The following is a 19405-nucleotide window of genomic DNA, read 5'->3' as shown; positions in this document are numbered from 1 at the left end:
CCATCTCCTCGGGTGTCATACCCGATACAAGATCACACGCTACCGATCAGACGGCAGTTGGGCTACCTAACGAAGCCCTACTAGGGCCTGTTCTGTCTCGGGAGGGCCCGCCCGCGTGGGGGTTCCGCGGGCAGGCCATGGCGCCGTACGGAGCCGGTGGCGCGCGCTATGCGCCGGGCGTACTCGTTCCCGGGGTGTGGCCGCCGGTGGTGGCCGACTGCCGGACCACGGGCGCGGGTGCCTCCGGTCCGCCGCCCGGCACGAGGGGCACCGCCCGTGGCACCAGGGCCGTTCCCGCGCCCTGCGGCGCTCCGAAGCGCGCCAGGCAGTGCCACACCTTCTTCAGATCCTGCGGATCGTACCGGCCCGTGCGCACGGCGTCTCCGATGACGGCCGGATCGAGGTGTCCTCCGACGGCGATGTGCGCCCCCAACTCCACGTACCGCGGGCCGCGGAAGTCCGCGTGGCGGCGCAACTCGGCGACGGAGAGCCGGTATCCGGGGTGCCATTCGAGCGGGCACGGGAGGCGGCGGGCGGCGGCCTCGACCGGGGTGCCGCGGTAGCTCGCGTCCAGGACCAGGGCCTCCACGTCCCGCTCCAGCACGACAGGACCGTGCACCTGCGCTTCGATGTAGTCGTCGAGGGCGTCCCGGTCGTCGGCCTCGGCGCGTTCGATGAGATCCGTCCCCGCCGCCACCCCGAAGTGGGACGGCTCGGCCGCGCTGTCCGGGTAGCAGAACGTGGCCCGCTCCAGCGCCTCGGCGGTCAGCCGGAAGTGGGAGGAGCCGAAGCGCGGCGCAGCGCCGACCGCTTGACGGCGGAAGTCCAGCCCGCCGTACACCGGTCGCTGGTGCGCCGGCGCGGTGTCGTACGCCCCGCCGAAGATCCGGCTCTCCCAGCGCCAGCGGTCGCCCCCGGGGTGTGCGGTGAGCCCGCCGTTGCTGGTGCCGGTGACGAACTGCGAGCGGTACGCGCCGTCCGCGGCCAGGGTGTCGAGGATCGGCCGACCGCCCGCGAGCCGGTCAGGATGGAAGTTGAGCGTCAGCCGCAGCCCCCGGCTCACCGGGGGTCCCGAGGAGCGGGCGGCCACATGGCGCAGGGCACGCTCAGCCGCCGTGGAGATCTTCGGGCCGCTCCGGAAATCCATTGGTTCTCTCCGATCCACCTTGCTAGTTTAGGCAGAAACCTACGAATCCTAGGTTGGTTCCATGGTTCCTGGATTCAGCGTCGTTCCGCAGAAGGACTCCTCATGAGATCGCTCACCGAGCAGGACATCCGCAACTCGTTTATCAACTGCTCGAAGGGAGAGGCGAAGCGGCTGACGATCCCCCGCGACCTGGACGAACGCCCCTGGGACGACCTGGACTTCCTGGGCTGGCGGGACCCCGGGGCACCGGACCGCAGCTATCTCGTCACCGAGCGGGCCGGCGGCCTTGCCGCGATCGCACTGCGCTTCCCGTCCTCGCAGCGCGGCTTCCTGCACCGGAGCATGTGCTCGCTCTGCCTGACCACGCACCCGGGCAACGGCGTCTCCCTGATGACGGCCCGCAAGGCGGGCACGGCGGGGCGCGAGGGGAACTCGGTGGGGATCTACATGTGCACCGACCTCGCCTGCCCCCTGTACATACGCGGGAAGAAGGTGCCCGAGGCCGGCGGCCGTTTCGAGGAGACCCTCACCACCGAGCAGCAGCTCACCCGGATGAGGGACAACCTGTCCGCCTTCCTGGACAAACTGCACGCCTGACCCGGCGCGCCCCGCCGCGCGGGGGGCGAGGGCGCCGCCTGTACACGGCGTCGCTCCCCGCCCTCACGTTCGACGCCGGGGTGGAGAGGGAAGAGCCATAGGGATGCGAGATGTGCGAGATACGTGGGCGAGGGTCACCGCCCGGATCGTGAAGCTGCGCCAGGTGCCCGAGGTCGTCCAGGCGATTCGTTCGACCGCGGCCGCGACCGTCGCCTACGTGGTCGCCGTGCACCTCAGCCCCGGGCCCGCCCCGCTCACCGCGCCCCTGACGGCCCTCCTGGTGGTCCAGGTGACGCTCTACGCGACGATCACCAACAGTGTGCGCCGGGTGAACTCCGTGGTGGCGGGTGTCGTCATCGCCATCGGCTTCAGCATCCTGGTCGGCCTGACCTGGTGGAGCCTGGCCCTGATCATCATCGCCTCGCTGGCCGTCGGGCATCTCGTACGGGTCAGCGAGTACGTCCCCGAGGTGGCGATCAGCGCCATGCTGGTCCTCGGGGTCACCCAGGTGGGCAGCACGGCGTGGGTGCGGGTCCTGGAGACCGTGATCGGCGCGGTGGTCGGCCTGCTGACGAATCTGTTCTTCGCTCCCCCGGTGTGGGTGGGCCCGGCCGGGGAGTCCATCGAGGACCTGGCGCGCCGGATGCGCCAGCTGATGCTGCGCATCGGTGAACAGACGGCGGGCCGGGTGCCGGCGGCCCTGGCCGCCGCACGGCTGCACGAGGCACGTCGGCTGGACCACGACATCGTCGAAGTGGACGCGGCACTGCGGCAGGCCGAGGACAGTCTCAAGCTCAACCCAAGGGTTCGCGAGGGCCTGCTGCACCGGATCGTGCTGCGCACCGGCCTGGACACGCTGGAGATCTGCACGGTGGTGCTGCGGGTGATCGCCCGGACGCTCGCCGACCTGGCGAAGGAACGCGACCCCGACCCCCTGTTCGAGCCGGAGACCGGGGCGACGCTGGAGCGGCTGCTGTCCGAGATCGGCGACGCTGTGGTCAGCTTCGCGGTGCTCGTCACCACCGACGTCAGCCGCAGCGCCGAGTCCGCGGAGGCCCGGCTCGCCGAGGAACTGGTCACGGCGGGCGCGACCCGCGACAAACTGGCCCAGCTCCTGCTGGAGGGGGTCCAGCGGGACACCCAGCAGTGGCAGTTCCAGGGCGCCATGCTGACCGAGGTCAACCGCATCCTGGACGAGCTGGACACCGAGCACCGCACCCGCCGTCTGCTGGAGGAACTGGACCGCTGCGCCCGCGAGCAGCGCGAGCGGAACCCGCTCCTCACCAGGATCCGGGAGGATGTGCTCCGCCCCCTGGTGTCCTGGCTGTGCGATGTCCTCCGGGGGCGGAACCGGCCGTGACTGGTGACTGGTGACAGCCTGACCCGGTACGGCGTCGAGGCGGGCGGCGCCCGGCTGCGGCTGCTGGAGACGGTGCCGGTGGGCAGTGACGTCCCTCGTCATCTCGCGCTCTCGCCGGACGGGCGGCTGCCGTTCACGGCGGACCAGCGGTCCGGCACGGTGAGCGCCTGCCCCGTGGACCGGGCGAGCGGTGGGCTACGGCGCGCGGGCGAGCCGTTCGCCTCACCGGTCGCCGTCTGCGCGCTGCCACTGTGGCGTCCGGGGGCAGGCGGCTCGTGCGGCCTGCGTGAGCAGCACCTGCATCCGTTCGGTCAGCTGGGCGGCGTCCTCGGCGGGCCGGTGGAACGTCAGGCGTACATCGCCGTGACCGCGGGTCCGCTCGATGCGCAGGGTCAGCCCCTGGCGGTCGACGGCGAGCGGCCGGACGCGTACCGCGCCCTGTAGGACGCCGGGCTCGACGAGGCGGGTGAGCCGCTCGACCGCGTCCGGGTGGACGTCGGCGAGGTGGGTGAGCAGCCTGGCCTCGGCCGCGGCGTGCGGGTCGGGCTCGGCGGCCGCGTACGCGCCGGGGTCGACGGCGATCACACCGTTCGCCCGGCCCAGTGCGACGCGCGTCGGCCGCAGGACCAGGTTCCCCTCGTCGGGCACGAACGAGCCGGCGAGCCACAGCCGGGCGCGGATCCGGGACCGTACCGGGACCGGCGCGACATCGGCGCATTCCAGTACCGCGGACGGCTCTCCGCGTGGCGCGCAGAGCGCGACGGCGTGCAGTGTGCTGTCCTCGGGCAGGTGCAGCAGTACCCGGCCGTCCGTCAGGGCGGTGTGCGCTGCGACGAGTTCCTCCCGGGCGCCTCCCGCGGTCACCGCGCAGGACCAGGCGGCGGCCAGCACCGATCGGGCACGCTCCGCCGCGGCGGGCGCGGCCGTCCAGTCATGATGATCACCCATCCCCAACCTCCTTAGGTAAGCCTTGCCTAACTTATCGGAGATCGGGATGCGCGCCAACCAGGCCCCGGCACGCAACGGACCGCGCCCCGGACGCCGTCAGGACGCGGGGACGGTGGCCGTCCGGCCGCCTTCAGGAGGCGATGACACCCCACAGCGCGCGGGCGCACAGATCACGCACCTGGTCCCGGGACAGGCCGGCCCCCCTGAGCCACTCCAGGCACACGGCCGTCGTGAAGGCCAGCCACCCACGGACCGCGATCCTCAGGTCGGAGCGCTGCGCGACGGCCGGGCCGAACTCGGGATCCGCCGCGAGCGCCGCCAGGATCTGCCGCTCCTGCGCGGCCAGTGACCGCTGGTAGACCCTCCGCACGGCCTGGTCCCCCGCCGCGTCGGCGCGATGGAAGGCGCGGAAGCCGTGCGCGTGTTCCTCGACATAAGCGAGGAACGTGTCCAGCGAGGCGCCGAGTTGATCGCGCACCGCAACCCCCGGGACGGCCTGCGTCATCCGGAGCATCCGCTCGCTCTCGCGTTCCACGACCGCCGCGAAGAAGTCCCGCTTGGTCGGGAAGTAGTGGTACAGCAGCCCGCGCGAGACTCCGGCGATCTCGGCGACCTGCTCGATCCACACCTCGTCGTAGGGGTTCTCCGAGAAGAGCCGGGCCCCGACCGCGAGGAGCTGCTCCCTGCGCTCCCCGGTGCTGAGCCGGCGGCGCGTGCGCTCCCCCTGGTTCGCGGCCATGACCGCACTTTACTTGACGCCGCTTTCCCGCCGGGACGAGACTGGAACTGCTATTGAACCGACGTACAACATGCTTGTTCGCCCTGCTCGACCAGGGCCCGGCCCGCGTTGCTTCCAGGGAGATGGCGTCATGGCGGAGACGACGGCGACCGCGCTTCCGAGGGGCTTTCGCGGCGCGGAACTGGGCTGGCCGCGCCTGGACCGCATCCCCCACCCGCCGCACCGGCTCCCGGTCATCGGAGATGTGCTCGGCGCCGACCGCCGCAGGCCGCTGCAGGACTCGATGCGCTACGGCCGGCTGCTCGGCCCCGTCTTCCGGCGGAAGTTCTTCGGCCGGGAGATCGTCATCGTGTGGGGCGGGCGCCTCGCGGCCGATCTCGCCGACGAGTCGCGCTTCGCCAAGCACGTGGGCCTCGGGGTCGCCAATCTCCGGCCGATCGCCGGGGACGGGCTGTTCACGGCGTACAACGACGAACCCAACTGGCAGCTGGCGCACGATGTCCTGGCACCCGGCTTCAGCCGCGAGGCGATGGCGGGCTACCACCCGATGATGCTGGATGTGGCCGAGCGGCTGCTGGACCGCTGGGACACGGAGCAGGCGGGGGGCCGGGCCGTGGACGTGCCCGGGGACATGACCAAGCTGACGCTGGAGACGATCGCGCGGACCGGCTTCGGCCACGACTTCGGCTCCTTCGAGCGCTCCCGGCCGCATCCCTTCGTGACCGCCATGGTCGGCACACTGACGTTCGCGCAGCTACGCAACGCCGTTCCCGGACCGCTGAGTTCGCTGACGCTGCGCGGCGCCGCCCGGCGCAACGAGGCGGACATGGCGTATCTGAACCGCACGGTGGACGATCTGGTACGCGCCCGGCGCACCGGCGACGGCCATGGCGACCTGCTCGACCGGATGCTGGAGACCGCGCATCCGAAGACCGGGGAACGGCTGGCGCCCGAGAACGTCCGGCGGCAGGTGATCACCTTCCTGATAGCCGGTCACGAGACGACCTCGGGGGCGCTCTCCTTCGCCCTGCACTATCTCTCCCGGCACCCGGACATCGCCCGACGTGCCCGGGAGGAGGTGGACCGGGTGTGGGGTGACGTCGCCCGGCCCGGCTTTGAGCAGGTCGCCCGGCTGCGGTATGTGCGCCGGGTCCTGGACGAGTCCCTGCGCCTGTGGCCGACCGCCCCCGCCTACGCGCGCGAGGCCCGGCACGACACCGTGCTCGACGGCGTCCATCCCCTGCGCAGGGGCGCCTGGGCCCTGGTCCTGACGCCCCTGTTGCACCGGGATCCGGAGGTGTGGGGCGCGAACGCGGAGCGGTTCGACCCGGACCGGTTCGAGGCGGGCGCGGCGCGGGCGCGCCCCGCGCACACCTTCAAGCCGTTCGGGACGGGTGCGCGGGCCTGTATCGGACGTCAGTTCGCGCTGCACGAGGCGACGCTGGTGCTGGGGCTCCTGCTGCGCCGCTACGAGCTGCGGCCGGACCCCGGCTACCGGCTGCGCGTGGCCGAACGGCTGACGGTGATCCCGGAGGGGCTGCGGCTGCACCTCGACCGGCGGCCCGCCGTCGCACGCACCCCGGCGGCCGTGGACGAGGCACCGCCGGCACCGTCAGAGGCCCGCTGTCCAGTGACCGGGAGGGGTGACTGACGCCGGCAGGCGGGTGCCCGCGCCGCCCCGGGCCGCGTCGACCTGCGGCTGGGTCAGGAAGAAGGCGCCCGTCAGGTCGGCGTCCGTGAGGTCCGCGTCGCGCAGATCCGCACCGATCAGATCCGCGCCGCGCAGATCGGCACCCGTCAGATCGGCGGCGATGAGGCAGGCGCCGCGCAGGTCGGCACCACTCAGGTCGGCCCCCTTGAGCCGGGCGCCGATGAGATCGGCGCCCCGCCGGTTCCTGCCACGGCGTCCCGTCCCCGAACGCACCAGCTCGCTGGTGCGCAGCAGCAGCACATTGACCTCCGACCGGTGCGCGGCCACGTCCAACTCACCCAGTTCCCGCGGCGTTCGCAGGGTCAGTCGCTCGGTCGTGTCCAGCATGCGGCGCAGATCGTCGTGGACCGGACGGGCCGCGGGCAGGGTGAGCGCCTCCGTCAGGTACCGGAGGAGTTCGTGGAGTTGACGCATCACGGGGAAGACGTCGAACATCCGGCGGGCGTGCTCGGGGCCGCCCGACCGCCAGTCCTGTCCGCCGAAGGTGATCTGGGAGACCTTCTGTCCGGCGCCGAAGCAGTCGTAGACGGTGCAGCCGGCGAAGCCGCGCGAGCGCAGCCGGGTGTGGATGCCGCAGCGGAAGTCGTCCTGGAGATTGCGGCAGGGCGTGCCGGCGTCCTTGTCGACCGCGAAGTCCGCCGAGCGCCCGAAGGGCAGGGCGACGCAGCACAGCGCGAAGCAGCGACCGCAGTCGGCGCGCAGGGCGGAGGGGTCGGCCGGGGTGGTGTGCATGAGGGACATCTTAGGCACCGCCGTCTGCCGGAGGTCGCTGGTGCCGGGGGTGTGCGGGACTGACGTGCTGCCGTGGCGCTCCGTGCGTCCCGGGCCCCGCAGCCGTCCGCGCCCCGGGGCCGTCCGCCGAACTCACCGCCGAGTTTCCGGCGCGAGTTTGCTGCGCCGTGGGAGTCCCCTCATCCCTACGAAATCAAGCTCCGCTACCACAGAGGTATCCGTCGAACGACCTCAGGAGAGACGTCATGTGCATGCACTGGCCGCCGTGCCCGCCCGCCGACCGTCCCGACCACGACGCGGCGATGGTCGTCTCCGCCCACCCCGAGCAGGGCTGGAGCCTGCTGTGCAACGGCACGATCGTCTTCGAGGACACCGGTGAAGTGCTGCCGGACGGCCAGGCCGTGGCTCCGCTGCGCGGGGTGGAGCCGACCGTGTGCTGAACGGTCAGTCCAGCACCGCCGCGAGGTCGAGCCGCGCCAGGCGTTCGGGGTCCGACAGGATGTCGATCCGGGCGATCCTGCCGTCCACGACGGTGAGGGCCATGACCGACTGGGGCCGCCCCTCGGGCGCCGTGACCGTCCCGACGGCGCCGTTGACCAGCACGAGCCGCGCATACGGGGAGAACTGCCGGAACAGGAGCGCCCCTTGGGCCACGGCCGCCGCACCCCGCACCACCTTGGACGCGGCCACGCCACGGACCAGGGTGCCGGAGTCGGCCCGCAGCACCACGTCCGGGTCGAGCACGGCTACAAGGGCGTCGAAGTCGCCGGCGCGTGAGGCCGCGAGGAACGCCTCGACCGCCTCGCGCTGACGCCCGAGGTCGGGATCGGAGGCCGGCCCCGCCTCCTGCACCCTGCGGCGGGCACGGCTCGCGAGCTGCCGGGTCGCGGCGGAGCTGCGCCCGACGACGGGCGCGATGTCGTCGAAGGGCACGGCGAACATGTCGTGCAGAACGAAGGCCAGCCGTTCGGCGGGCTCCAGTGTCTCCAACACGACCAGGAGGGCGAGCCCGACCGAGTCGGCGAGCAGCACCTCCTGTTCGGGATCGATGCGGTCCAGGGGGGTGACGACCGGGTCGGGGACGAAGGTGTCCTCCATGGGCTCCTCGCGCCGCGCGCCGCGGGAGCGGAGCAGGTCCAGGCAGATCCGGCCGACGACGGTGGTGAGCCAGCCGCCGAGGTTCTCCACCTCGCTCACATCGGAGCGGCTCAGGCGCAGCCAGGTCTCCTGAACGGCGTCGTCGGCCTCACTGAGCGAGCCGAGCATCCGGTAGGCGACGGCTCGCAGCTGCCCTCGGTGTGCCTGGAAGCGGTCCGCCAGCAGTTCCACGTCGTTCATCGATCCCCCGTCGGACCGGCCCCGTCCTGGGCCTCGGTGACGATCAAAGCACGGATGCGCACCGCCGTGGAGAAACTATCGTGCACGCCACGGCGGCCTTCGCGCCCGCCCGCCGTCCCGGCTCGCGCGTCGGGCGGCGACGAGCGGTGCGCGGCGGTGTCAGACCTCGTCCCGAGCCAGCGCCAGCAGCCGGTCCAGGACCCGCGGGCCGCTCGCGCGGACGCCGTCGTGTTCGAACTCGTCGGTGACCCAGGTCCGCAGTCCGCGGATCAGGCGGGCCGTCCGGAGGGCGTGCGCGGTGTCGACGTACATGTCGTCGTGGTAGACCGCCGCAGCCACCGGCACCTCGTTGACCGCGAGGCGGGCGGGGTCGTACAGCGGTGTCCAGTCAGTGCGCTCGGCGAGCAGGTGCGCGGTCTCGCGCAGCGGGCGCAGCGCCGGGTCGGTGTCGAACATCCAGGGGTGCACGGACTCGCCGGTGAACAGCACCGGTCCGGCGCCGGCCAGTGCCTTCGCCGCGTCGAACTGCGGGAACTCCGCCCGCACCCGCTCCGCCGACCAGGCGGTGGGGCGGCCGTCCTGGCCGTAGCTCGCCTCGTGGACCAGCGCGTACAGGGGGTGGCCCGCGTAGGAGAGGAGGGCCCCTGCCTCCTCCTGGAAGGCGTCGGAGAGCGCGGGGCCCTGCGGGGTGCGCACGAAGGCGTTCTCGAGGAGGAAGTGCAGGCGGTGGCTGCCCTCACTGCCGCCGAGGAGGATGCCGAGGGACTGGAACGCCTCGACGGTGAGCCGGTAGCCGCCGGCCAGGACGGGCTCGTGCTCGAGCAGGTGCTCGGCGATACGGCGGGCGCGTTCGACGTCCTGCGGGTAGCGGCCGTAGTGGGCGGCGACCTTGCGTTCGATGCGCGGGTACGCGGCCCGGTAGACGTCGTCCGCGTGCGCGTCGAGGGAGGGGAGTCCGCCGGTGATCAGGGCGGCACGCAGGCCCTCGGGCGCGGTCGAGAGGTAGTTCACGGTGCAGAAGCCGCCGAAGCTCTGCCCGAGGACCGTCCAGGGGGCTCCGCCGGTGAGCTGGGGGCGGATGGCCTCGCAGTCGCGGACGATGGAGTCGGCGCGGAAGCGGGTCAGGTAGTCGGCCTGTGCGCGGGGGCCTCCGCGCAGCGGGAGCGTCTGCCGGTTGGCGGGCGTGGAGGCGCCGGTGCCGCGCTGGTCGAGGAGGAGGACCCGGTACTCCTCCAGGGCGCGGCCCAGCCAGGCCTGCTTTCCGATGAAACGATTCGCCCCGAAGCCGGGACCGCCTTGGAGATAGACCAGCCAGGGCAGGTCGGCGTCCGTCTTGTGGCTCGCGACGACCTCTCGTGCGTACAGCTCGACCGTCTCCCCGTCGGGTGCGTCGTGGTCCAGGGGCACGGTGAAGCGCCGGTCGGTGAGGACGACGCCGGGCTGGCGGTAGCTGAGGCTCAAAGGGGCTCCCGAGGCGGACGGATGCGGAACGCGTGCCAGTTCAGCACACGGTCCGCCGGCGTCGGCGCCCGGGGACCGAGAAGCCGCCCCCGATCAGCCGCTCAGCCGGTGCCGGCGGCCTGCCGCCACCGCGGCGATCGGTCGCCCCCGTGGTGGTCGGCGTCAGCAGCGGCCCGGTGCCGGCTCGCCACGCCAGGACGCGAGGTCTCCCCCGGGCCGCGTCCGCCGACTACCCTGCACTCATCCGATGATCGACTCCGAGGAGCCGCGATGCGTGTCGCTCTGTTCCTGACCTGCGTCAACGACACGCTGTATCCGGACACCGGGCGCGCCGTGGTGAAGCTCCTGACCAGGCTGGGCGTCGAGGTCGACTTCCCGCCCGCCCAGACATGCTGCGGACAGGCCCACTACAACACCGGCTACCGGCATGAGGCCGAGCCGCTCGCGGTGAAGTTCTCCGATGTCTTCCGGGATTACGAGGCGATCGTGACCCCGTCCGGGTCCTGCGGGGCGATGGTGCGGGAGCTGTATCCGCGCATGGGTGAGCGGGCGCGGGCCGAGGGCCGCGGGGACACCCTCGCGGCCACCGTGGCGCCCGTCGTCCCGAAGACGTACGAGCTGACGGAGTTCCTGGTGGACGTGCTGGGGGTGACGGACGTGGGGGCGTACTACCCGCATCGCGTGACCTACCACCCGACGTGCCACGGCCTGCGCGGCCTCCGGCTGGGCGACCGCCCGATGCGGCTGCTCGGGGCCGTCAAGGGACTGGAGCTGATCGAGCTGCCCGGTGCCGAGGAGTGCTGCGGCTTCGGCGGCACCTTCGCCGTGAAGAACGCCGACGTCTCGGCGGCCATGGGCGTCGACAAGGTGCGCAACGCCGAGTCCACGGGCGCGGAGGTGCTCTGCGCGGCGGACAACTCCTGTCTTCTGCACCTCGGCGGCACGATGACGCGGCTGCGGGTCGGCATGCGGCCGGTGCACATCGCGGAGATCCTGGCGAGCACGGAGGAGGAGCCGCTGGTATGAGCGTCGTCGACCGGGAGAAGGGGCGCAGCGCATGAGCGGGACGTTCGTCGGGATGCCGGCCTTCCCCGAGGCCGCACACGAGGCCGTGGGCAACAAAACCCTGCGCGGCAACCTGCGGCACGCCACCCACACCATCCGCGCCAAGCGGGCCAAGACCGTCGCGGAGGTGTCGGACTGGGCGGAGCTGCGGGAGGCGGGCCGACGGATCAAGGACCACACACTGCGTCATCTCGACCGCTACCTCGTGCAGTTGGAGGAGGCTGTCACGGTGGCCGGGGGCACCGTCCACTGGGCGGCGGACGCGGACGAGGCCAACCGGATCGTCACCGAACTGGTCAGGGCGACCGGCGAGTTGGAGGTCGTGAAGGTCAAGTCCATGGCCACGCAGGAGATCGGCCTCAACGAGGCGCTCGAGGCCGAGGGGATCCGGGCGTACGAGACCGACCTCGCCGAGCTGATCGTGCAGTTGGGCAGGGACCGGCCGTCGCACATCCTGGTCCCGGCGATCCACCGCAACCGCGGTGAGATCCGGGACATCTTCCGCTCCGAGATGGGCGCGTGGGGCCGACCGGCGCCCGAGGGGCTCACCGACTCGCCCGCCGAACTCGCCGAGGCGGCCCGGCTGCACCTGCGCGAGAAGTTCCTGCGCGCCAAGGTCGCCGTCTCGGGTGCGAACTTCATGGTCGCGAAGACGGGCACCCTAGTGGTGGTCGAGTCGGAGGGCAACGGACGGATGTGCCTCACGCTCCCCGAGACGCTGATCTCCGTCGTCGGCATCGAGAAGATCGTGCCGACCTGGCGGGACCTGGAAGTCTTCCTGCAGACGCTCCCCCGGTCATCGACCGCCGAGCGCATGAACCCGTACACGAGCATGTGGACGGGAGCCACGGACCCCGGCACGGCGGACGGCCCCCGGACCTTCCACCTGGTCCTGCTGGACAACGGGCGCACCGACACGCTCGCCGACCAGGTCGGCCGCCAGGCGCTGCGCTGCATCCGCTGCTCGGCGTGTCTCAATGTCTGCCCGGTGTACGAGCGGGCGGGCGGCCATGCCTACGGCTCGGTGTACCCGGGCCCGATCGGCGCCATCCTCAGCCCTCAGCTCCGGGGCACCGAGAGCGCGATCGACGCCTCGTTGCCCTACGCCTCGTCGTTGTGCGGCGCCTGTTACGACGTGTGCCCGGTCGCCATCGACATCCCGGAGGTGCTGGTGCATCTGCGGGAGCGGGTGGTGGAGGGCGGGCCCGCGACACGGGCGGGCAACAAGGTCGTGCTGAAGCCGGCACGGGGACACGCGGCGGAGCGGGCTGCGATGCGGGCGGCGCGCTGGACGTTCAGCCACCCCGGCGCCCTGCGCGCGGGCCAACGCCTGGCGTCGCGCTCGCGCCGCTTCCTGCCGCGGACCCTTCCCGGCCCCGGCAGGGCGTGGAGCGCGAGCCGGGACCTGCCGACGGTGCCCGCGGAACCGTTCCGGGACTGGTGGCAGCGCACGCACGGAGGGAAGGAGACGGCGGGATGAGCGGCAGCAGGGATCTGATCCTGGGCCGGGTGCGGCGCGCCCTGGCGGACGTGCCCGAGGACGACACGCCGTACGAGCAGGCCGTTCCCCGGAACTATCGGGAGCGGCACGGCGAGCGCACTCCGGCACAGACGGTGGATCTGCTCGCGGAGAACCTCGCGGACTACCGGGCGATCGTGCACCGGACGGATGCCCCGGGGCTGCCGTCGGTCCTGGCCGGTCTTCTCGCGGCGCGCGGCGCGCGGACCGTGCTGGTGCCCCCGGGACTGCCGTCCCACTGGCTCACGGGCGTCGAGCAGGTTCCCGACCGGGCGGAGAGCACCCCGTACGACCTCGACCGCGTCGACAGTGTGGTCACCGGCTGCGCGCTCGCGATCGCCGAGACCGGCACCCTCGTGCTGGACGGCTCGCCGGATCAGGGCCGCCGCCGTATCACCCTCGTCCCCGACCACCACATCTGTGTCGTCCGCGTCCCGGACCAGGTTGTGGAGTCCGTACCCCAGGCTCTGCGGCGGCTCACCCCGAACCGCCCGCTGACCTGGATCTCCGGGCCGTCCGCGACCAGTGACATCGAGCTGGACCGCGTCGAGGGGGTGCACGGTCCGCGCACCCTGGAGGTGGTGCTGGTGAGCGAGGCGTGACCGGCGCCGCTAGCGTGAGGGAATGATCCGGTTCGAGGAGGTCACCAAGCGGTATCCGGATGGCACGACGGCCGTCGACGGCCTGTCCTTCGAGGTCGGCGAGGGCGAGCTGGTCACCCTGGTCGGACCGTCCGGCTGCGGCAAGACGACCACGATGATGATGGTCAACCGGCTGATCGAGCCGACCTCGGGACGGATCTTCGTGGGCGGCGAGGACGTCGCGACCGTCGATCCGGTGCGGCTGCGGCGGCGGATCGGCTATGTGATCCAGCAGGTCGGACTGTTCCCGCACCGGACCGTGCTCGACAACACGGCGACCGTGCCCTGCCTGCTCGGCTGGAAGAGGACACGGGCCCGGGCGCGCGCGGCCGAACTGCTCGACCTGGTGGGCCTGGACCCGAAGACCTACGGGCCGCGCTATCCGGACCAGTTGTCCGGCGGCCAGCGGCAACGGGTGGGGGTGGCGCGGGCACTGGCCGCCGACCCGCCGGTGCTGCTGATGGACGAACCGTTCGGTGCGGTCGACCCGGTGGTGCGGGAGCAGCTTCAGGAGGAGTTCCTGCGGATGCAGACGGCCGTGCGCAAGACGGTGCTGCTGGTCACGCACGACATCGAGGAGGCGGTGCGGCTCGGCGACCGGATCGCGGTGTACGGGCAGGGGCGCATCGAGCAGTTCGACACGCCCGGGACGGTGCTGGGGGCGCCCGCGACGCCGCGCGTCGCCGCGTTCGTGGGGGCGGACCGGGGACTGAAGCGGCTGTCGGTGACGGAGATCGAGCCGAGCGACCTGGAGCAGCCGCCGGTGGCACAGCTCGGCGAACCGAGCGGGCGGGCGGCGGCCCGGCTGCACGCGCAGGGCGCACGCTGGGCGGTCGTGCTCGACTCCGCCGGCGATCTGCACGGCTGGGCCGGCGTGGACGAACTGGCGGGGGGCGGCCTGGTCCGCGACCACGCGCACCGGATGAACGCCTGGGTGCCCGTGGGTGCTCCGCTGCGGCAGGCGTTCGGGGTGATGCTCCAGCACGACGCCGGCTGGGTGGCGGTGCTGGACGGGACCCGCTTCCTGGGAGTCCTGACCCCGGCCAAGCTCCACGAGGCCCTCCGCCGCTCGGTGGACGCGGACGTGCGGGGCGTCTCGCGCCGGGAGGTGCCGTACGAGTCGGTGGCGGACGCGTGAGGGAGCCCTGCCGTCGGCGCGGCGGGCCGTGTCCCGGCCACGTCACTTCAGCAGGCCCTTGTCCTGGAGATAGGCGCGGGCCACGTCCTGCGGGAGCCGCCGCCAGCTGTCGACCTGCTGGTTCATCGACGCCAGATCCCGTGTGGTGAGAACGGAGTTGAGGGCGCCGAGCGCCTGGGCGACGTGTGCGCCGCCGGCGCGGGAGCGGCTCACGACCGGGACGATGTAGTCCGCGTTCTGCAGATGTCTGTCGTCCGCGAGCAAAACCAGCCCGAACGCGTCGAGGGTCGCGTCCGTGGTGGTGGTCAGCACCATCTGGTCCCGCCCGCTCTGCACGGCCCGCTTGGCCTGGGTGGTGCCGACACCCTTGGGGTCGACGCCGATGACGTCGATGCCGTACACCTTCCTCAATCCCGGTGCGCAGTACGGCCGCCGCACGCATTCGTCGCCCGCCGCCAGCCGGACCTTCGGACCGGACCTGCCGAGGTCGCTCAGCGTCCTCAGGCGGTGTTCACGGGCGAAGGCCCGCGTCACCGCGAAGGCGTTCTGGGCGACCGCCCGGCCCGGGTCGAGCACGGTGAGCCCACGGGGCTCCGCGAGGGTGCGCAGGGCCTTCATGGTGGTGTCCAGGTCCGGTGAGCCGACGGGAGGAGCGTCAACACCATGGGTCCTGGCGTTGAGCCAGTCCGCGAAGGTGGCCGCGTACTCCGGGACGACGTCGATCTGCCCAGTTTCCAGCGCGGGTTCGTACAGCTCGCGGTTGGCGACGGTGATCAGCGACGTCCGGTATCCGGCGCGGTTCAGCAGCAGTGCGTACATCTGGGCGATCAGATCGCTCTCGGTGAAGCCGGCCGAGCCGACGGTCAGCTGTCCGCTGTCGCCGGGCGACGCGGTGACCCGGCCGCGGGTCTCCAGGGAAGGGCCCGTGGCACAGCCGACGAGCAGGACCGGGCCCAGGGTGCCGCAGACGAGCAGGAGCAGGCTCGCGGCCGCCGCGCACCGTCTCATCGCGAGCCTCCGGCCCGGGGCGGGACCAGCCGCTCGACGGCTTCGAAGGCCCCCTCCACGATCAGTGCCAGCGCCGCCACCAGCACGGCCCCGGCCACGACCTGCGGCGTGCTCGCCAGGTTGAAACCCGCGGTGATGATGCGGCCGAGTCCGCCTCCGCCCGCGAGCGCGGCGATGGTCGCGGTCGCGACGAGCTGCACGGCGGCGATCCGCACCCCGTTCAGGACCATCGGGAGCGAGAGGGGAAGCTCCACGTGGAGCAGCGCCTGGCGGCCGGTCATCCCCATGCCCCGCGCCGCCCGCACCACACTGCGGTCGACCTCGCGCACGCCGACGTAGGCGTTGGTGAGCAGGGGCGGTACGGCGAACAGGACGAGGGCGACGACGGTGGGCCCCTCTCCCCAGCGGCCGAGCGGGGTGAGCAGCAGAAGCACCAGGACGGCGAAGGTGGGGACGGCACGGCCGGCGTTGGAGATGTTGACGGCGAGCGCGCCGCCCCGCCCGAGATGGCCGAGGACCAGGGCGACCGGCAGGGCGATCGCACAACTGATGACGAGACAGCCGACGGTGAGGAGGACATGCTGCGCCAGCCGGTGCCCGATGCCGTCGTCGCCCGCCCAGTGCGCGGGGTCGGTGAGCCAGTGCCAGGCCGCGCCGAGGGTGCTCATCCGCGTGCCGCCCTCGCCCAGGGGGTGATCAGCCGCTGCACGCCGAGCAGCAGCAGATCGGCGGCCACGGCGATCAGCACGCACAGGACGGACGCGGTCAGCACCTGCGCCTTGAAGTACGTGTTCATGCCCGCGTAGATCAGGTTCCCGAGTCCGCCGAAGCCGACGATCGCCCCGATGGTGACCAGGGAGACCGCGGAGACCGTCGCGATGCGGAGCCCGGCCATGGCGGCGGGCATGGCGAGCGGGAGTTCCACCGTGAGCAGCAGCCGGATCGGGCCGTATCCCATGCCGTGGGCGGCCTGCCGGGTCTCCTCGGGGACGGCGCGCAGCCCGGCGAGGATGTTCCGGACGAGCAGGGTGAGCGAGTAGAGGACGAGACCGGCGACCACCAGGGTGGGTGACAACCCGTACAGGGGCAGGAGCAGCGAGAACATCGCCAGGGACGGAATGATGTAGAGCATCGTGGTACCGGCGAGCACGGGTCCGGCGACCCCGGTCCAGCGGCGCGCCAGCAGGGCCAGAGGCACGGCGATGACGAGAGCGATGAGCACGGAGGCCGCGGTCAGCTGAAGATGCTCGGCCAGGGCGTCGAGGAGGACATGGCGGCGGGTACGCACATACGCGCCGCAGATCCACTCGTTGCGGGCGAGGCAGTCGTCCGGGGGCTCGGTCACGGGTCCATTGCACCGGGCGGGCGAGGAGGCCCGCAGGTCGTGGGGGCCCGTCCGGGTGCGGTCCCCACCCGGCCCGGTCCGGGCCGCCGAAGGGCCGCCGCCAATAACCCGTCGATTTCCCTTCGTTGCCCCGCGGGCGGCGTGTTTCAAATACCCTCTCACGGATAGTCCGGAAGGAGCGGCGCACTGCCAAGCCGTTCCCGGGAGGGTTCGGCAGTGAGCCCGCCCGCAAACGGCCGTCCGGTCGACGAGTCGCCGATCCGGACGGCCGGATGCGATTGCGGTCGCAGTGGTACGTACGGGGGCGCGACCGCAGCTTCTGGATTCAGCGGAGCTTCTGGACGCGGGGAAGAGGGGATCGCCGGTGTCAGGCGATATCAGCGAGCGCCTCCTCGCGTACCCGGGCGCAGCATCCGCTGAGCAGGCGTGAGACATGCATCTGGGAGATACCGAGTTGGTCCGCTATGCGGCTCTGGGTCATCCCGCGGAAGTAACGCAGATAGAGGATGGTGCGCTCGCGCTCCGGGAGTGACCGCAGACACGGCTTGACGGCCTCGCGGTCGATGATCAGGTCGTACCCGGAGTCGGCTTCGCCGAGGGCGTCGCCGAGGGCGTATCCGTCGTCGCTGCCCGCGACCTCCGCGTCCAGGGACAGGGCGGTGAAGCTGTCCATGGCTTCCAGCCCCACTCGGACGTCCTCTTCGCTCAGGTCTGCGTGTTCGGCGATCTCGGCCACGGTCGGACCGTGCCCGGGGGTCTCCTGGGACATCTCCTTGACGGCCGTCCGCACCCGATTACGCAGGTCCTGGACCCGGCGGGGGACATGCAGGACCCACATGTGGTCACGGAAGTGCCGCTTGATCTCACCGGTGATGGTGGGGATGGCGTAGCTCTCGAAGGCGTACCCCCGGGCCGGGTCGTAGCGGTCGACCGCCTTGACCAGTCCCAGCGCCGCGACCTGGCAGAGGTCCTCGACCGACTCGCCCCGCCCTCGGTAGCGCCGGGCGATGCGGTCGGCCATCGGCAGCCAGGACCGGACGATGTCGTCGCGCAGCGTCCGGCGCTCGGGCCCCTCGGGCAGTTCGCGCAGGTGCGCGAAGGCATGGGCGGTATCGGGTGCGTCGTCGTGGGGATGCTGCTTCGCCTTGACCGTGATGCGCATCGTGCTTTCAACTCCCTGAAGGGGCTGACTGGACAGTCACCGCGGGAAGGCGCACTGACGGACCACACGCGGAGTCACACACCCGGGATCCGCTGGGCCAGTTTCCACGGAGGTGCCTCCTGTCCGAAGCACTCTTACGGCCTATTCCCGCCTTTCCTGGCGTCAAACGATTCATGAGAGATATTTCGTGGCTCACGGGGGTTACTCCTGGAGATTTCTTCGTTCCGAAAGGTGACCGGGCAAGGGGCAGGCAAGGCGCCCTGGCATGGGCCGAAGGGCGCGGGCGCCGAATTCCAGAGGCCCGGGCCGTTCCACGGAAATTCATGAGTCCTCGATGCCGCCGGTGGAGGGATATTCCGTCACGGGACGCAGCCAGAGGGTGGCGAGCGGTGGAAGCGTGAGGCGGATGCCGTGCCCGGGTCCGGTCCCGGGCGTCACGGGTCCGGGGTTGCGGACACCGCTGCCGCCGTAGCGGGCCGCGTCGGTGTTGAGGACCTCGTCCCAGGCCGGCACGTCGTCGGGCACGACCAGGCGGTAGTGGTGGCGCACGACCGGCGAGAAGTTGGACACGGCGAGCAGGGGGGCGCCGTCCGCGTCGAAGCGCAGGAACGCGAAAACGTTGTCGTCGGCGGCGTCGCAGACCACCCAGCGGAAGCCCGAGGGCCGGGTGTCGCACTGCCACAGGGCCGGGGTGCGCAGGTAGATCGCGTTCAGGTCGCGGACCAGGTCGCGTACGCCCCGGTGGTCGGCCGCGGCCCCGTAGTCCGCATCGAGCAGCCACCAGTCGGGGCCGTGCGCCTCCGACCACTCGGAGCCCTGGGCGAACTCCTGTCCCATGAAGAGGAGCTGCTTGCCCGGGTGGGACCACATGAAGCCCAGATAGGCGCGGAGGCCCGCGCGTTGCTGCCACCAGTCGCCGGGCATCTTCGACACCAGCGACCACTTGCCGTGCACCACCTCGTCGTGGGAGATGGGCAGGACGTAGTTCTCGCTGTAGGCGTACGCCATCGAGAACGTCATCTCGTGGTGGTGGTACGCGCGGTGCACGGGGTCCTTGGACGCATAGACGAGCGAGTCGTGCATCCAGCCCATGTTCCACTTCAGGCCGAAGCCCAGTCCGCCGTGGTCGGTGGACCGGGTGACGCCGTCCCAGGCCGTGGACTCCTCGGCGACCGTGACCACCCCGGGGCAGCGGCGGTAGACCGTGGCGTTCATCTCCTGCAGGAACGCCACCGCGTCGGGGTTCTCGTTCCCGCCGTGCGCGTTCGGCCGCCACTGGCCGTACTGGCGTGAGTAGTCCAGGTAGAGCATGGAGGCGACCGCGTCCACGCGCAGGCCGTCGATGTGGAACTCCTCGCACCAGTACACGGCGTTGGCGACCAGGAAGTTGCGCACCTCTCGCCGCCCGTAGTCGAACTCCAGCGTCCCCCAGTCCGGGTGGGCGGCCCGCAGCGGGTCCGCCGGCTCGTACAGGGGGCGCCCGTCGAACTCCGC

At 71.9% G+C, this 19405-nt stretch carries 19 protein-coding genes and 1 pseudogene; 9 read left to right on the top strand and 11 right to left on the bottom strand.

The genetic code is table 11. From position 1 onward, the window contains the following. Positions 1 to 166: 166 nt before the first annotated feature. Complete coding sequence (locus tag ACWD5Q_RS33555) at positions 167 to 1147, bottom strand: DUF3626 domain-containing protein (protein WP_451430860.1); 981 nt, start codon at positions 1145 to 1147, stop codon at positions 167 to 169. Between the two features lie 102 nt (positions 1148 to 1249). On the opposite strand from ACWD5Q_RS33555, the gene ACWD5Q_RS33550 reads away from it, so the two are divergent. The 3 genes and pseudogenes from ACWD5Q_RS33550 to ACWD5Q_RS33540 all read left to right on the top strand — a co-directional run. After that, positions 1250 to 1744 (top strand): FBP domain-containing protein, encoded by a 495-nt coding sequence (locus ACWD5Q_RS33550; protein ID WP_451430859.1) that lies wholly within the window; start codon positions 1250 to 1252, stop codon positions 1742 to 1744. A gap of 103 nt (positions 1745 to 1847) precedes the next feature. Beyond that, positions 1848 to 3104, top strand: coding sequence for an FUSC family protein (locus tag ACWD5Q_RS33545; RefSeq protein ID WP_451430858.1), 1257 nt, complete (start codon positions 1848 to 1850; stop codon positions 3102 to 3104). 12 nt (positions 3105 to 3116) lie between these two features. Further along, a pseudogene (locus ACWD5Q_RS33540) lies at positions 3117 to 3356 on the top strand (beta-propeller fold lactonase family protein); the annotation flags it as partial. On the opposite strand, the gene ACWD5Q_RS33535 reads toward ACWD5Q_RS33540, so the two are convergent. Then, positions 3327 to 4052 (bottom strand): DUF2470 domain-containing protein, encoded by a 726-nt coding sequence (locus ACWD5Q_RS33535; protein WP_451430857.1) that lies wholly within the window; start codon positions 4050 to 4052, stop codon positions 3327 to 3329. The pseudogene ACWD5Q_RS33540 and the gene ACWD5Q_RS33535 overlap by 30 nt on opposite strands. 130 nt (positions 4053 to 4182) lie before the next feature. Beyond that, a complete protein-coding gene (locus tag ACWD5Q_RS33530; RefSeq protein ID WP_451430856.1) occupies positions 4183 to 4791 on the bottom strand; it encodes a TetR/AcrR family transcriptional regulator in 609 nt (202 codons plus the stop codon). 130 nt (positions 4792 to 4921) lie between these two features. On the opposite strand from ACWD5Q_RS33530, the gene ACWD5Q_RS33525 reads away from it, so the two are divergent. Then, the gene (locus tag ACWD5Q_RS33525; RefSeq protein WP_451430855.1) at positions 4922 to 6442 is read left to right on the top strand and encodes a cytochrome P450; all 1521 of its coding nucleotides are present in this window, start codon (positions 4922 to 4924) and stop codon (positions 6440 to 6442) included. On the opposite strand, the gene ACWD5Q_RS33520 is transcribed toward ACWD5Q_RS33525, so the two are convergent. Then, positions 6404 to 7234: a pentapeptide repeat-containing protein gene (locus ACWD5Q_RS33520; protein ID WP_451430854.1), complete on the bottom strand. Its 831-nt coding sequence runs from the start codon at positions 7232 to 7234 to the stop codon at positions 6404 to 6406. The two genes, ACWD5Q_RS33525 and ACWD5Q_RS33520, sit on opposite strands and share 39 nt — an antisense overlap. A gap of 245 nt (positions 7235 to 7479) precedes the next feature. Between ACWD5Q_RS33520 and ACWD5Q_RS33515 the strand changes: the two genes are divergently transcribed. Further along, on the top strand, positions 7480 to 7674 hold the full coding sequence (locus tag ACWD5Q_RS33515; protein WP_451430853.1) for a DUF5999 family protein: 195 nt from the start codon (positions 7480 to 7482) through the stop codon (positions 7672 to 7674). 4 nt (positions 7675 to 7678) lie between these two features. Here ACWD5Q_RS33515 and sigJ read toward each other — a convergent pair whose 3' ends face one another. Both sigJ and ACWD5Q_RS33505 read right to left on the bottom strand, forming a co-directional pair. Further along, a complete protein-coding gene (sigJ, locus tag ACWD5Q_RS33510; RefSeq protein ID WP_451430852.1) occupies positions 7679 to 8572 on the bottom strand; it encodes an RNA polymerase sigma factor SigJ in 894 nt (297 codons plus the stop codon). Positions 8573 to 8731: 159 nt separating this feature from the next. Further along, on the bottom strand, positions 8732 to 10033 hold the full coding sequence (locus tag ACWD5Q_RS33505; RefSeq protein WP_451430851.1) for an alpha/beta fold hydrolase: 1302 nt from the start codon (positions 10031 to 10033) through the stop codon (positions 8732 to 8734). A gap of 270 nt (positions 10034 to 10303) precedes the next feature. On the opposite strand from ACWD5Q_RS33505, the gene ACWD5Q_RS33500 reads away from it, so the two are divergent. From ACWD5Q_RS33500 to ACWD5Q_RS33485, 4 genes are read left to right on the top strand one after another with little or no spacing between them, the layout of a single operon-like run. Beyond that, positions 10304 to 11059 carry a (Fe-S)-binding protein gene (locus ACWD5Q_RS33500; RefSeq protein WP_451430850.1) on the top strand — a complete coding sequence of 252 codons (756 nt, stop codon included), beginning with the start codon at positions 10304 to 10306 and terminating at the stop codon, positions 11057 to 11059. Positions 11060 to 11090: 31 nt separating this feature from the next. Next, entirely contained in the window at positions 11091 to 12578 is a 1488-nt protein-coding gene (locus ACWD5Q_RS33495) for a LutB/LldF family L-lactate oxidation iron-sulfur protein (RefSeq protein ID WP_451430849.1), read from the top strand. Next, entirely contained in the window at positions 12575 to 13219 is a 645-nt protein-coding gene (locus ACWD5Q_RS33490; RefSeq protein ID WP_451430848.1) for a LutC/YkgG family protein, read from the top strand. Before ACWD5Q_RS33495 ends, ACWD5Q_RS33490 begins: the two co-directional genes overlap by 4 nt. Positions 13220 to 13241: 22 nt before the next feature. Continuing rightward, complete coding sequence (locus tag ACWD5Q_RS33485) at positions 13242 to 14396, top strand: ABC transporter ATP-binding protein (RefSeq protein WP_451430847.1); 1155 nt, start codon at positions 13242 to 13244, stop codon at positions 14394 to 14396. A 42-nt stretch (positions 14397 to 14438) separates the two neighbouring features. Here ACWD5Q_RS33485 and ACWD5Q_RS33480 read toward each other — a convergent pair whose 3' ends face one another. The 5 genes from ACWD5Q_RS33480 to glgB all read right to left on the bottom strand — a co-directional run. Then, a complete protein-coding gene (locus ACWD5Q_RS33480) occupies positions 14439 to 15404 on the bottom strand; it encodes an ABC transporter substrate-binding protein (RefSeq protein WP_451430846.1) in 966 nt (321 codons plus the stop codon). Next, on the bottom strand, positions 15401 to 16072 hold the full coding sequence (locus ACWD5Q_RS33475; protein WP_451430845.1) for an ABC transporter permease: 672 nt from the start codon (positions 16070 to 16072) through the stop codon (positions 15401 to 15403). Before ACWD5Q_RS33475 ends, ACWD5Q_RS33480 begins: the two co-directional genes overlap by 4 nt. Further along, positions 16069 to 16749 carry an ABC transporter permease gene (locus ACWD5Q_RS33470; protein ID WP_451430844.1) on the bottom strand — a complete coding sequence of 227 codons (681 nt, stop codon included), beginning with the start codon at positions 16747 to 16749 and terminating at the stop codon, positions 16069 to 16071. Before ACWD5Q_RS33470 ends, ACWD5Q_RS33475 begins: the two co-directional genes overlap by 4 nt. A gap of 367 nt (positions 16750 to 17116) precedes the next feature. Continuing rightward, complete coding sequence (locus ACWD5Q_RS33465) at positions 17117 to 17911, bottom strand: SigB/SigF/SigG family RNA polymerase sigma factor (protein WP_451430843.1); 795 nt, start codon at positions 17909 to 17911, stop codon at positions 17117 to 17119. A gap of 321 nt (positions 17912 to 18232) precedes the next feature. Then, the coding region (glgB, locus tag ACWD5Q_RS33460) for a 1,4-alpha-glucan branching enzyme (protein WP_451430842.1) at positions 18233 to 19405 on the bottom strand (1173 nt) is incomplete at its 5' end.

The organism is Streptomyces sp. NPDC002513 (assembly GCF_053595355.1).
This window is presented reverse-complemented; position numbering and strand designations above follow the sequence as displayed.